The following is a 13,290-nucleotide window of genomic DNA, read 5'->3' on the forward strand; positions in this document are numbered from 1 at the left end:
TCACTGCTTCAACGTACGTAAGTACGCCTCATTGCTTGACAATCGCGCGCCTTGCTGCTGGCGCTTTTTGCTTGGCCAACACACTTGATGCTTTTTTGCGAAAGCATCGAGCCTGATTCCGGCGGAGGTAAAATTAATGCAGAAACGTCAACTGGGCCCCTGTGTCACCTTCTTTCCGCAACCGACCACCCTGATCAGCAGTGTCGATCACCAGGGTCTGGTCAATGTCATGACCGCGTCCTGGGTCGGCATTGTCAGCAAAACACCGCCGACCATGGCCATCTCCCTGAACAAGGGACGCCTCAGTTACGCCAATATCCGCCAGACCGGCTGTTTTACCGTCAACGCGGTTCCGGCCGACCTGGCCGTCGCGGCTGATTTCTGCGGTATCCGCTCGGGGCGGGATTGTGACAAGCTTGCCGTCTCCGGTCTGAGCCTGACTCCCGGGCTTCATCAACAGGCTCCGCTGATTGAAGAGTCTCCTCTCAATGTCGAATGCCGACTGGCCAGAGAAATTGAACTGGGCGACTATCGGCTGCTGCTGGGAGAAATCCTCGATATTCACGCCGCCGAGAGCGCTTTCGATGAACAGGAAAAACTCTCGGTGCCCCCCTTTGATCCGCTGGTCTACCTCGGCGGGGTCCGGGAATACTGGTCGCTGGGAGAGAAGATCGCCACGGCCTATCATGACGGCCGGCAACTGGTGCCGGAGGATCCTGACAGAAAGGACTGACAGTCTGAGGAAAAACGTCCATCCGCGGTGTTGCCCTCACCCCGCGTCAATGACCTGCCTTCCGCTATGCCTTGTTCCGTGGGGTTACGGTCGCCCTGCCTCTGGATATTTTTGCTCAGCCCGGGGACGACTTTTTCAACAACCTTCCAAGGGGTCGATTTCATTTGCTGAATCGAGACATCCGATTGCGTATACAAAATATCTCCGGATATCAAATTTCTTCTGGACTTGAAAAAAGTCGTTGTGATATAGACTAAAACGCTTTTTGAAACCCGCGACGGGCCCGGAACAGGCTCTGGAGCCGAACAGGTCGCGGGTTTTTGTTTGACAACATACCGCCTGGATCTACGGACCGGGACGGAAGGCACAAGCATTTTGCGGTCACGGATTGTTCGTGGTTGCCGTTGTTGCGCCTTTCGGCCCTGCCGAAGGGCGTTTGTTGTTTGGAGTTGAGAGGTGGCTGAAGGAAAAAACCAGGAGCGGCTAAAGGAAAAAACCAGGAGCGGCTAAAGGAAAAAACCAGGAGCGGCTAAAGGCTAAAGGGGAACTCCCACAGCCCTTGCCCCTTAGCCCTTGCCCCTTAGCCCTTGCCCCTTAGCCCTTGGCCCTTGGCCCTTGGCCCTTGGCCCTTAGCCTTTGCCCCTTAGCCTTTGGCCCTTAGCCTTTGGCCCTTAGCCGATTTCGCCTTTGGAGTTGATACCATGAGCAGGAAACAGACGACGATTCTTGATCTGCAACGCATGAAACGCGAGGGTGAAAAGATTACCGTCCTGACCGCTTACGACTATCCCTTCGCCCGCCTGATGGACGCTGAGGGGGTCGACGTTATCCTGGTCGGCGATTCGGTCGGCTCGGTGGTGGCCGGTTACGACACCACCCTGCCGGTGACCATGGACGAAATGGTCTACCATACCCGCGCCGTGGCGCGCGGCAGCGAGAAGGCGCTGGTGGTGGCCGACATGCCCTTCCTCTCCTACCAGGTCGACCTTGCCGAAGCCCGCCGCAATGCCGGGCGACTGATCAAGGAAGGCGGGGCCCAGGCGGTCAAGCTGGAGGGCGGGACCAACATGGCCGAGACCATTCACGCCCTGGTTGATATCGACATCCCGGTGGTCGGCCACATCGGTCTGACCCCGCAGTCGATTCATCGCATGGGGGGGTACCGGGTCCAGGGCAAGCAGGCCGAGCAGGCCGAAAAACTGCTTGCCGACGCCCGTGCCGTCGAACAGGCCGGTGCCTGCGCCATGGTGCTTGAAGCGATTCCGGCCTCGCTGGCCAAAGAGATTACCGCCGCCGTCGAGATTCCCACCATCGGTATCGGCGCCGGGATCGATTGTGACGGCCAGGTGCTGGTGATCCATGATATCCTCGGCCTGTGCGAAAAGTATTCGCCCAAGTTCGTCAAACGCTACGCCGATGCCGCCACCCTGATCCGCGGCGGTATCCGTGACTATATCGACGAGGTCAAGAGCGGCGCCTTCCCGGGGCCTGAGCATAGTTTTAAATGAGAGGTACGAGGCAAAAGGTACGAGGCAAAAGGTTTAAAACCTTGAACCTCGAACCTTGAACCTTGAACCTGTGAACCTATGAAAATCATTCGTTCCGTTTCCGAGATGCAGCAGCGCTGCCTGGCCGCCCGCGAGGCGGGGCAGCGGATTGCTTTCGTACCGACCATGGGCTGGCTGCACGAGGGGCACCTCTCACTGCTGCGTGAAGGGCGTGAGCGCGGGGATCTGCTGGTGCTGTCGATTTTCGTCAACCCGACCCAGTTCGGCCAGGGCGAGGATTTCGAAAGCTACCCGCGTGACCTGAGTCGTGACGCGGCGCTGGCCGAGGCGGTCGGCACCGACATCATTTTCGCTCCGGAGGCCGTCGACATGTACCCGCGCGGCTATGCCAGCTATGTCGATGTCGAGGGGCTGACCGAGGTTCTCTGCGGCGCCAGCCGCCCCGGCCATTTCCGCGGCGTGACCACCGTTGTCACCAAGCTGTTCACCATTGTGCAACCGCATATCGCCTTCTTCGGCCGGAAGGATTTCCAGCAGCTGGCGGTTATCCGACGGATGACCCTTGATCTCAACCTCCCTGTCGAGGTGGTGGGGATGCCGATTATCCGCGAGGCGGACGGCCTGGCGATGAGTTCCCGCAATGTCTATCTCTCTGACGACCAGCGGCGGCAGGCCCTGGTGCTCAGCCGTTCCATCGCCGAGGCGAAACGGCTGGCGGCTGGCGGCGAGAGAGATGTCGCCGCCATTCTCGCCGGCATCGAGGAGATGATCCGGGTTGAACCGGAAGCCCGTATCGACTATCTCCAGATTTGTCATCAATATACCCTGGCGCAGCAACAGCGGATTGACGCCGATTCGGTATTGCTGCTCGCCGTCTTTATCGGTGCAACCCGGCTGATTGACAACAGCCTGTTGCTGCCAGAAGGCTGATTGCCGACGTTTCCGGCCCCCCTGGGAAAGACCCGCCATGACCCCGCAAGAAACAGCCAAGGCCAACCTGGAGAACCTCTACCGCATCTTTACCATTCCCGAAGCCCCCGATTCGACCCTCGGGGCCATCGATCAGGCCATCTCCCGGGACGTTGCCGGTTTCCTGCAGGCGCATATTGTTGCCCTGGAGCGGAGCCTGGAGGATGTCGAAAGGGATTTCGCCGATCCGGCCATCCCCGAGGAGCCGACCTTCGTTTCCGAATATACCGAATTCATCAAGGAAAAGCTGGTTGCCCATTCGGTCCATACCGCCGCCCCGGGTTTCGCCGGGCATATGACCTCGGCGCTGCCCTATTTCATGCTGCCGTTGTCGCGCATCATGACCGCGCTCAACCAGAACCTGGTCAAGGTCGAAACCTCCAAGGCCTTCACTCCCATGGAACGGCAGGTTCTGGCGATGCTGCACCGGCTGATTTATGCCGAGACGGATGATTTCTACCGGCGGCGGATGCATGACAGTGTTCATGCCCTGGGTGCTTTCTGTTCCGGCGGCACGATCGCCAACATGACCGCGTTGTGGACCGCCCGCAACCTGCTGTGCGCTCCCGACGGTGATTTCGGCGGCATCGCCCGGGAAGGGTACGCCCGCGCCCTGGACCATCTCGGCTGCCGCGGACTGGCGGTCTTCGTTTCCCGCCGCGGGCATTATTCCCTGACCAAGGCGGTCGACCTGATCGGTCTCGGCAGCGACAACCTGGTCCGGGTCGATACCGATGCCGACAACCGCATCAATCTCAAGTCCCTGCGGCAGCAGATCGACCGGTTGCGTGACGAGGGAATCCGGCCGTTGGCCATCGTCGGCATCGCCGGCACCACCGAAACCGGCAACGTCGACTCCCTGGAAGGGCTGGCCGATATTGCCGGCGAGACGGGATGCCATTTTCATGTCGATGCCGCCTGGGGCGGGCCGACTCTCTTTTCCAGCCGCCATCGCCACCTGCTGGCCGGCATCGAACGGGCTGACTCGGTGACTCTCGATGCTCACAAGCAGCTCTATGTTCCCATGGGGGCGGGGATGGTGCTGTTCAAAAATCCGGTCGCGCTGCGCGCCATCGAGCATCATGCCGCCTACATCCTGCGTGAGGGCTCCAAGGACCTGGGAAGCCATACCCTTGAGGGGTCACGGCCCGGCAAGGCGATGCTGGTTCATGCCGGGCTGTCGATCATCGGTCGCAAGGGCTATGAGCTGCTCATCGATCTCGGTATCGACCGGGCGCGGATGTTTGCCGGCAAGGTCCGCGACCATCGCGACTTCGAACTGATGACCGAGCCGGAGCTGAACATTCTCACTTATCGTTACCTGCCGGACTGGGCGCGGCGGCGGATGGAGTTTGCCGGGGTCGGGGTTCGGCAGGAAGCCAATTCGATTCTCGACCAGGTGATCCGACTGATTCAGAAATACCAGCGCGAGTCGGGCAAGACCTTCGTCTCCCGCACCACTCTGCAGTCGGCCCGCTACGGGCAGCAGAATCTGACCGTTTTCCGGGTGGTGCTGGCCAATCCCCTGACAGACGAAAAGATTATCGATTCCATCCTGGAGGAACAGTGCCGGATCGCCTGCCGGGAAGAGATCCAGGATCTGCTGGATGCCCTGGGAGCGTTGCTCGAGGTCGACCCACGGGAGGAATCTTGAACCCCAACGCGGCCGGTGATTCCCGCATCTACACCGCCCGGTACCTGCTGCCGATCTCTTCCCCACCGGTGGCGGGAGGCGCGATGCTGGTGACGGGGGAACAGATTGTCGCGGTCGGCCCTCTGAATGATCTCCGCGCCGCCGGCACCGCTGCCGAGGTGGTCGATTTCGGCGACAAGGTGTTGCTGCCGCCGCTGACCAACGCCCATACTCATCTTGAGTTGACCGATTTTCCGGCCTGGGCCGTCGAAGCGGGCGAGGACGAACTGACCGGCGCAGAAGATTTTGTTGACTGGGTACTGCGCCTGGTACGGGTCAAACGGGCCCGGCCGGCGGAAGACTTCATGCCTGCGATCCAACGCGGCCTGCGCCTCTGCCTGGAATCCGGCACCGGCGTCATCGGTGACATTCTTTCCTTTCATTCGGCGGTTGACGCCTACCGTCAATCGCCCCTGCTCGGCAGTGTTTTTTTTGAAACCCTGGGGCGTGACCCGCAGCTGTTCAGTTCGCTGTTGGAAAGGATCGGCAAACGCCTCGACCGTTCTCCCTCGTCCTGCCTGTCAGCCGCCGTATCGCCGCATGCGCCCTACACCGTCGCCGCTGAACTGCTTCGCCGGGTTTTCTCTCTGGCCGCCGGCCACAGGTGCCCGGCCGCGATTCATCTCGCCGAATCGCCGGCCGAAAGCGAGCTGCTGCGCTCCGGGACCGGTCCGCTGGTCGACAGGCTCTATCCCCGGGCCGGCTGGTCGCCGCCGGCGCCGCCGGAGTGCGGTCTGTCGCCGGTGGCCTGGCTGGAAGAGCAGGGCGGGCTGCGTCCCGATATCCTGCTGGTGCATGGCGTCCAGGTTGATGCCGGGGATGTCGTGCGGCTGAAGCGACACGGCTCCGGTGTGGTTCTCTGCCCGCGTTCCAACGAGAAACTGCGGGTCGGTCGCGCTCCGGTTGAACTCTACCGGCGGACGGGCATTCCGCTGGCGCTCGGGACTGACAGCCTGGCCTCCAACGATTCTCTTTCCATGTGGGATGAGCTCGCCGCCGCGCGACGGATCTATGCCGATGCTCTCGACCCGGTCGATCTGCTGCGGGCGGCGACCCTCGGCGGGGCGCGGCTGCTCGGTGTCGATGCGCGTATCGGGACTCTTGAACCGGGGCGGGGAGCCCACTTCCAGGTGGTTGATCTGCCGCCTGCCGCCAATCCCTCCGAACTGATCGAGGCACTGGTCGCCGAAGGCTGCCGACAACCGGTGTGGCAGCTCTACCTGCACGGTCGGCCGCAGCTGTAACCGACCTCCATTTTTCTCCCACGAAACAGATGATTCAGGTATAATGCCGTCCGCCCTGCAAACCGGGCCATGGAGTCTGAACGATGATGGAAGAAACCGGTACCGTGGTTGAACTGAGGCCCGGCGGCACGGCGATGGTTCTCTGCCGCAAGGGCAGCGCCTGCGGGCACTGCAGCGCCGCCGACAAGTGCGAGATGGGCCGCGATTCGGGGGAGCGCCTGGTCGAGACGCGCAACCAGGTGGGCGCGGACGTCGGTGATCAGGTCAGAATCAGTATCAGCAGCCGAACCTTCCTCAAGTCGTCCTTCCTGGTCTACATCGTCCCGCTGATCGTGCTGGTCATCGGTGCGGTTCTCGGCGGGCAGGTGTCGGCATGGATCGGCAAGGACCTTGACCCGAATCTGTTGTCCGCCGCCTTCGGTATTGCCGGGCTGGTGATCAGCCTGCTGGTCATCCGTGGTTATAATCGAAAACTTGAGCGTGAACGCTATCTGCCGCGCATTGTCGCCATTCTCGGCTCGGAACAGGATTATGGGCATTAAGGTTGTCGCCAACAACAAGAAGGCCTTCCACGATTACTTCATCGAGGAAAAATATGAAGCCGGGCTGGTCCTGCAGGGCACCGAGGTGAAATCGCTGCGCGAAGCGGCCGTCAATCTGCGCGACAGCTACTGCCGCATCCGCGGCGGGGAAATCTTTGTCGAAAACATGCACATCAGCCCCTACGATTTCGGCAACCGCGAGAACCATGATCCGTTGCGCAGCCGCAAGCTGCTGCTGCATGCCGAAGAGATCCGCAAGCTGACCAAGAAGGTCGAGGAGAAGGGGCTCTCGCTGGTCCCGACCCGGCTCTACTTCAAGGAAGGCCGCGCCAAGCTGGAGATCGGTGTCGCCAGGGGCAAGAAGCTGCACGACAAGCGCCAGACGCTCAGGCAGAAGCAGGATGCCCGCGAAATGGCCCGCGCCATGCGTGGAAGGCTGTAAGATGTGAGATGGGCGCTGCGCTGATGTGAGTTGTTAAGGTCAGAGGTCTGCGCTTTGGATCTGACGAGTTATCGGTCACGGATCACGAGGCACTGGTGTTCGCTTTTTAAAAAAACTTGTGGCATAATGAATTAACCGTAGAAGCGTGAGATGTAAGATGTTTTACCTCAGCGAAGCGCCCATCTCACATCGACCATCTAACAGCATTTAAGGGGGTGACTCGGTTTCGACGGGGATTGGAAGCTAAGGTCGCATGCCGGAGTGGGCTGGCTCCGTAAAAAAGCCCAACTCATACAAACGCCGATACTGACGTTCGTTACGCACTGGCCGCTTAATTAAGCGACCACGTTTCATGCTTTGTCGCCCATGCAGGGCATGAAACGTTAATTCAGTGGGCTAGTTTTCGCGGTTGCCTGTGACGCGGAGGCGAAATCCTAACAGGCTCCCCCGAAGGGAATCCTGTTCGTGGGAGTTCCGAGGGTTAAGCCAATACACGAACTAAGCATGTAGAAGCCTTATGTGAAAGATTTTCGGACGCGGGTTCGATTCCCGCCACCTCCACCAGTGACGACCCTCTGGAATCACAACTATCTGTGGTTTCAGGGGGTTTTCCTTTTTCTGTCAGTATCCTCCTGAAGTCCGGTCTGCAGGTTGTCCCAGAACTTTGCCACAAAGGCGGGAAGAAAGGACACCTCGAAATGGCCCATGCGGCACACCTCTACAGGGTGGGGGAGACGTGGTATTTCAGGATCAGGTTCCCGGTCGACCTCAGACCCTTCTTCAAGAGAGACGAATTGAAAAGGACGCTCAGGACCAAGTCATTGACCTCAGCAAAACGCCTCCTTAAAATCTGGAACGTCAAGACAGAGAAGGTATTCACGCTGATGAGGACAGGCATGTTGTCAGATGCTGAAATGAAGAGGCTGGTGGAAGGCTATATCAAGCACACTCTGGCTGAACACGATACCGAGAGGCTGAAGAGAGAAGGTGCCAGGGTAGGGGACAGACACATCTCAGAGGACACCGTGTTGGAGACTGATGATGGACCTGTGAGGGTGTCGCAGAGAGCTTTGTTTGACCCAGAGGTGGAGCATGTCAAGGAAGAACTGGAGAAGAACCGGTTTGACTATGTGTCTCAGCGACTGGATGAGTTCCTGCGGAAGAACAATCTGAAGGTGGATAAAGGCTCGGTGCAGTATCTTCAGCTTTGTCGAGACATTGCCTTGGCTCACGTCAATCAAATTCACCAGATAGACTGTCAGCGTGACATGGGGGACTTCAGTGACCCTTATTACCACCTCTCAGCCAGTCAAGAAGAAAGACAACCGTTTGGAGTTGAAGGCTCCCCAAGAGGCGTCTTGCTGTCGGAACTGATTGAGAAGTACATTAAGGAGAAATCTGCTCAGGAAAAGTGGACAGAAAAAAGCAAGGAACAGTGTGCAGAGCGTCTTGGATTGATGCTTGAAGTCATTGGTGACAGACCAGCAGGGAGTCTTACAAGGGACGATGTTGTTGACTGTCTGGAGAAGCTGAAGCGTATTCCACGTCACAGAAAAAAGAAGCCTGAGTATCGTGACAAGACTGTAAGACAGCTATTGTCTCTTAAGACAGTCCCTGACCCTCTTGGAGTCACTACAGTCAAGCATCACATGCAGTTGTTGAGTACGCTTCTCAGGTGGGCTGTGAAGGCTGGGCATCTGGATAGAAATGTTGCTGAAGGGCTTGTTCCGAAAGACAGCAGGTCGCCGGATGAACAACGAAAAGCGTTTACCAGAGAAAACCTTCAGAAGCTCTATGACTTGTTTATTGAGGCTCCTTGCAAGCTCACAAGTCATCTGTCGATAAACGAGGAAGAGAAGTGGATCCCTCTGATAGGCATGTTCTCAGGGATGAGGCTTGATGAGATATGCCAGCTTGACACGTCAGATGTAAGGCAGGTTGACGGTGTCTGGTGCTTTGATGTCAACAGGGAAGGCGATAAGAAGCTGAAAACGAAAGACAGCTCTGAACGTATGGTTCCTTTGCATCCCCATCTTATCGAGCTTGGCTTCCTTGAATATCATAACAGGGTTGAGGCAAAGAAGTTGTTTCCCGGTCTTAAGAAGGGACGAGACGGGTATTCAGGTGCTTACAGTAAGAAGTTCAAAAGGATCAAGGACCGGTACATTACTGATGACCCTAAACAGGTTTTTCACTCCCTGAGACATGCCTTCGTTGACAACCTGAAGCAGGGAGGGGAGGTTGAGACCAAGATAGGTGAACTTGTAGGTCACAGTCAAAAAGATTCAGTGACGATGGGTCGATATGGCAAGCGATACAAGCCTCAGGTTCTCTTGGACACCATCAGGAGGCTGGACTATGGTCTTGAGTTGAAAGCTCCTGAAGGTAAGGATTAGTCAATCTGTCATGACATGCCTCAACGATTAAAAAAAACTATGAAAGTGGAAAAAATAAGGCCACCAGCTTGAGGGGAGAAAGCTGTTTTTGTGGCCTTGGGTGGAGAAGAGTTGCGGGAAAGGTAGGTGGAGCATTTATGGTCAATCTGGAGGCTGTCTGCTGAATAGACATGACCTCCAGTGGGGAGTTTAGTGAAAGAAGACGGTGATCCATCTCAAGTCTTCACGGTCAGAAGACCTGTGGTACGGAAGACCGGGGTCATCACCACAGTTTTCTGTAAAGAGGGAGACATCATCTATAGTTCTCCTGACAGTGGTGACTGGAGAGATGATCATCCATTGTCCCCTTCCCATTCTCATCTGAGGAAAAAAGCCGGAGGCCACTAGCCAGGAGGAAAGCTTTAGTGTGACCTCCGGTAGAGAACTTCAGTGATGAGATGATAGGGAGGGATATGAAGGTGATGAATTATCAGTACCCACTTCAGAGACAACCTAAGGTCTACCTATAGGGAATCCTAAGGTCTACCTATAGTATCTCTTTAGTAAACTTTCAATTTCACCCTCAGGGGGTCTCTTTCCCTCACCCCTATAATGTGTAGTTTCAAAACAACTTGTGATTTCAATAAGTTACACAGGGATGAATTTATTCTCAGATAACTTCAGTGAAACTGTAGTTTTCTCTTTAAAATCCAGTATTTACCCACCTGTCAGGCTTCTGAAGGAATTTCCTGTTGAAGACACCTCCCATGAACTTCTTCAGTTCCTTCTGACGGAGGGACTCAAGGTGGAGTCTTGTCAAATTTGGCCTGTAAAAGGCGAACAGTTTCTGAAGTAGGCTTGGGGCCTTCCGCAAAGAGAAAACGCCTCAGAAGTCAAACACGGAGGCTCTATGGCCATTTTTGTTTGTCATGATGGTCTGTCTTTCAGGATCCTGTAGACGCTCGCTACGCCGATACCAAGTTCATCAGCGATGGCTTGTCTTGTGAGTCCCTTGTCTGCCAAATCATAGACCTCTTTGGCTTTTGCCCTGGCAGTAGGTTTTCTTCCTTTGTATCTTCCTTCTTCTTTGGCCTTGGCGATGCCTTCCGCCTGACGTTCGAGCATCATCTCTCGTTCAAACTCTGCAATGGCACCTAGCATGGTCAGCATCAGTTTTCCATTTGGGGTAGAGGTGTCAAGATTGTTGTTCAGGACTTTGAAAGTAACTCCTGTCTCCTTGAGCGTGTCTGTTATTTCCAGTAGGTGACGAGTGCTTCTTGCTATTCGATCCAGTTTGGTCACCACTACAGTATCTCCTTCACGGATATAGTCCAGCATTGACTGTAGTTGTTTCCTGTTACGTTTAACCCCTGTCACTTTCTCCTGAAAAATCTTGGTTGCTCCTGCTTCTTTGAGAGCCTGAAGCTGTACATCTAGTTTCTGACCTGTTGTGCTGACCCTTGCATACCCAATTACTTCACCCATTATCACGCCTCCTATCAATTGGTTCAAAGAAGATACGATAGTGTGCTATCAAAAATCAAGAATAAACTTTAGTGATAGCCTGTAGGGTGGTTGTTGATGGCTATCGATAGGGCGTGATCTATTGGTAGTTGATGTGTTGCCATATCGTTATTTGGAGGGCGGAGACTATGGCTAGAGATGATTGTCAGGGGGGGCTAGAGAGTGGCAGCAAGGCACGAAGGCAGGGGGGGGGATTCGGTAGCCTCTCTTGTGGGATGTTGTTTCAGATTTTTTCTATAAAATTCCAATGGGTTGCATTAGTTTCCTCCAGAGATTTATCAGGAAAGGGCTCTTTTTTTGAGTTCTTTTGTTAGCTCATCTCGAGACCACCCATTGGGAATGGCGACAGAAGTTACGAACTTCATTAGTGATAAGCACTGGTGTTCTGTAAACTCAAGAGCTTCCAAAAGGTCTTCTTCGTCAGGGATGTCGAAAGAGTGAACTATGTCACTTCGCAATTGATAGGAATCTTTAACTCTTTCCCAAAATTCGAGTCGGGAAGTCCTGTCTTCATGTAGTCCCATTAGACAGAACACCATATTGGTAACCAGTTCAGTTTTTGAGTTCGGGGAAATGAGAGTTTCTATTGCTGACCAGATAATAATTTGAGCCACTACAGGATCAGTTCCCAATGTTCTTGCTAAATCAAGAGAGTCTACAGCTCGTATAAGGAGTTTTTTTATGTCTTTTTTACGGGCCGGTTCATAGAATGCAAAATCTATGGCATCGATCAGGTGTTGAACTGGGAACAAAGAGTGTCGTATGGGAGTTGTTTCGCTCCAGCACCTATATATTGGGTAATCATAAATATTTATTCTCTGTTTGTATAGGTTGTTATTGGAGTATGCAAATTGTACTTCTCCAATTATTCTCATTTTTGCTGAATGATTTATGTGAAGGTATGACCTTATTCTTTTAACAATTTTTTGTACTTCTTTTAATAGTTGAGTTTTTTCTGCATGAGATATTTCGTGTTGATTGAATGGTACAAGAAGAACTCCAGTAAAGGTTTTTTGTGCTTCGAAAGAGTTGGGAAGTACTAGATTGTCTAACAAAATGTCATCAGCTGGAAATTTTGAGGCGGGCCACCACTGTACCCCGTAAGGCAAATTCAGATGTGATACGCCTTCTAGAGGAACTCCAAAATTATCGATTAGGAAAAAAAGGTACTGAGTTGGACTTACGTCCTCTTGGGCTCCGTCATCCACTGGTGCTTGAGGGACGTATCGTTCATAGTGTTTGTCGGGTAGAGAGAGCTTTGATACGTCTGTTGACCCTCTTCCGATGGAACCGGGTATACCGTGGCTAACTAAGGTGTCTCCAGGTACTAACTCTGAGAACGGGCCATGAATTGTTTGTTCTCTACCTGAAAGAGTTCTTCTCTTCGCTCTGGCTTGGAAAACATAATGCCAATATTCATAGTCGCTATAAAATAGGTCTTCGTATGTTTTTCCTCGAAAGGTTATTGCTCCTTCTGGGTCACTAAGAATATTTATCAATGCATCTCTTGTCGTTGTGAAGTGGTAGAAGTGATTACCGTTCGGGAGCGGTATTGTTGGGATGTTGGCGATGGGGTGTCTGTCGCGTAGATGATCAAATCTGTATTGCAGCATTAAAGTATGGTTTTGGTCTTCACCTGAATAACAGGGTATAGTTTCAATACATGGGTAAAGGTTGTCATGTTCGGGGCGAACGTGAGGCTTTCTCTTGGCTTTGAGTTCATTAACGAATTCCTTAGCTCTGAGTGAATAGTCCTCTGCTGAAGGCATATTCTCCCCCTCCTTTTTCCCTGCCATGCTAGGTAGGTAGTCCAACCACGGTAATGATTTAACTTACACTGAGAAGGTTACGGACGCAAATGTGTGTGTTGTCGAGGAGTAGAACCTAGATTTCTTGCTTTGACAAAATAATTGCTCTAACCTAGTCCCAGAACTTTGCCACACAAGAAAAAAATAAACGCACAGCCTGCTAGATAAGTTAGTGATTTCATGTTGTTAGAGAGTGGAGGACAGATTCCCGCCACCTCCACCAATTAAGAAGGGCCGCCCTGTCGGGGCGGCCCTTCTTAATTGGTCTGAAGTCATCGCGGGAATCGAAGCGCAGCGAGCGCGTCCAGTGGACGAAAAGCGGCCAGGGATGGCCGCGTCAGCGAGCGGAGGGGAGCCGACGCAGGGAAGGGCAGGACGCCCTGACCGTAGGGGGCGATTCCCGTACCTGGCCAACTGAAAAAAATCAGTAAGCACCGGGCCAAAATGTGGGT

General features: G+C 54.4%; 10 protein-coding genes and 1 other RNA gene. 9 read left to right on the plus strand and 2 right to left on the minus strand.

Features of this window, described 5'->3' with window-relative positions; translation table 11 throughout:
- Positions 1 to 136 precede the first annotated feature (136 nt).
- From B5V00_RS06060 to B5V00_RS06100, 9 genes are all read left to right on the plus strand, one after another.
- Positions 137 to 733 carry a flavin reductase family protein gene (locus B5V00_RS06060; protein WP_085009874.1) on the plus strand — a complete coding sequence of 199 codons (597 nt, stop codon included), beginning with the start codon at positions 137 to 139 and terminating at the stop codon, positions 731 to 733.
- A gap of 701 nt (positions 734 to 1,434) precedes the next feature.
- Positions 1,435 to 2,241 (plus strand): 3-methyl-2-oxobutanoate hydroxymethyltransferase, encoded by an 807-nt coding sequence (gene panB, locus B5V00_RS06065; protein ID WP_085009875.1) that lies wholly within the window; start codon positions 1,435 to 1,437, stop codon positions 2,239 to 2,241.
- 78 nt (positions 2,242 to 2,319) lie between these two features.
- Positions 2,320 to 3,171: a pantoate--beta-alanine ligase gene (gene panC / locus B5V00_RS06070; RefSeq protein ID WP_085009876.1), complete on the plus strand. Its 852-nt coding sequence runs from the start codon at positions 2,320 to 2,322 to the stop codon at positions 3,169 to 3,171.
- A gap of 37 nt (positions 3,172 to 3,208) precedes the next feature.
- Entirely contained in the window at positions 3,209 to 4,864 is a 1,656-nt protein-coding gene (panP, locus tag B5V00_RS06075) for a pyridoxal-dependent aspartate 1-decarboxylase PanP (protein WP_085009877.1), read from the plus strand.
- Positions 4,861 to 6,147 (plus strand): amidohydrolase family protein, encoded by a 1,287-nt coding sequence (locus tag B5V00_RS06080; RefSeq protein ID WP_085009878.1) that lies wholly within the window; start codon positions 4,861 to 4,863, stop codon positions 6,145 to 6,147. Before panP ends, B5V00_RS06080 begins: the two co-directional genes overlap by 4 nt.
- 83 nt (positions 6,148 to 6,230) lie before the next feature.
- Positions 6,231 to 6,689, plus strand: coding sequence for a SoxR reducing system RseC family protein (locus B5V00_RS06085; protein WP_085009879.1), 459 nt, complete (start codon positions 6,231 to 6,233; stop codon positions 6,687 to 6,689).
- Positions 6,679 to 7,131 (plus strand): SsrA-binding protein SmpB, encoded by a 453-nt coding sequence (smpB, locus tag B5V00_RS06090; RefSeq protein WP_085009880.1) that lies wholly within the window; start codon positions 6,679 to 6,681, stop codon positions 7,129 to 7,131. Before B5V00_RS06085 ends, smpB begins: the two co-directional genes overlap by 11 nt.
- A gap of 211 nt (positions 7,132 to 7,342) precedes the next feature.
- Positions 7,343 to 7,695: a transfer-messenger RNA gene (gene ssrA, locus B5V00_RS06095) on the plus strand.
- A 134-nt stretch (positions 7,696 to 7,829) separates the two neighbouring features.
- On the plus strand, positions 7,830 to 9,527 hold the full coding sequence (locus tag B5V00_RS06100; RefSeq protein ID WP_085009881.1) for a site-specific integrase: 1,698 nt from the start codon (positions 7,830 to 7,832) through the stop codon (positions 9,525 to 9,527).
- Positions 9,528 to 10,433: 906 nt separating this feature from the next.
- Here B5V00_RS06100 and B5V00_RS06105 read toward each other — a convergent pair.
- Together B5V00_RS06105 and B5V00_RS16870 are read right to left on the minus strand one after the other, a co-directional pair.
- Positions 10,434 to 10,991 carry a recombinase family protein gene (locus B5V00_RS06105; protein ID WP_085009882.1) on the minus strand — a complete coding sequence of 186 codons (558 nt, stop codon included), beginning with the start codon at positions 10,989 to 10,991 and terminating at the stop codon, positions 10,434 to 10,436.
- A gap of 317 nt (positions 10,992 to 11,308) precedes the next feature.
- Positions 11,309 to 12,826: a hypothetical protein gene (locus tag B5V00_RS16870; RefSeq protein ID WP_139800677.1), complete on the minus strand. Its 1,518-nt coding sequence runs from the start codon at positions 12,824 to 12,826 to the stop codon at positions 11,309 to 11,311.
- Positions 12,827 to 13,290 lie beyond the last annotated feature (464 nt).

It is taken from the genome of Geothermobacter hydrogeniphilus (genome assembly GCF_002093115.1).
GTDB classification, from domain to species: Bacteria; Desulfobacterota; Desulfuromonadia; order Desulfuromonadales; family Geothermobacteraceae; genus Geothermobacter_A; species Geothermobacter_A hydrogeniphilus.

Excerpts from the sequence above, each read along its gene's own strand:
- B5V00_RS06060 (WP_085009874.1), top strand. The coding sequence starts at position 137 with ATGCAGAAACGTCAACTGGGCCCCTGTGTCACCTTCTTTCCGCAACCG.
- panB (WP_085009875.1), top strand. The coding sequence starts at position 1,435 with ATGAGCAGGAAACAGACGACGATTCTTGATCTGCAACGCATGAAACGC.
- panC (WP_085009876.1), top strand. The coding sequence starts at position 2,320 with ATGAAAATCATTCGTTCCGTTTCCGAGATGCAGCAGCGCTGCCTGGCC.
- panP (WP_085009877.1), top strand. The coding sequence starts at position 3,209 with ATGACCCCGCAAGAAACAGCCAAGGCCAACCTGGAGAACCTCTACCGC.
- B5V00_RS06085 (WP_085009879.1), top strand. The coding sequence starts at position 6,231 with ATGATGGAAGAAACCGGTACCGTGGTTGAACTGAGGCCCGGCGGCACG.
- smpB (WP_085009880.1), top strand. The coding sequence starts at position 6,679 with ATGGGCATTAAGGTTGTCGCCAACAACAAGAAGGCCTTCCACGATTAC.
- B5V00_RS06100 (WP_085009881.1), top strand. The coding sequence starts at position 7,830 with ATGGCCCATGCGGCACACCTCTACAGGGTGGGGGAGACGTGGTATTTC.
- B5V00_RS06105 (WP_085009882.1), bottom strand. The coding sequence starts at position 10,991 with ATGGGTGAAGTAATTGGGTATGCAAGGGTCAGCACAACAGGTCAGAAA.
- B5V00_RS16870 (WP_139800677.1), bottom strand. The coding sequence starts at position 12,826 with ATGGCAGGGAAAAAGGAGGGGGAGAATATGCCTTCAGCAGAGGACTAT.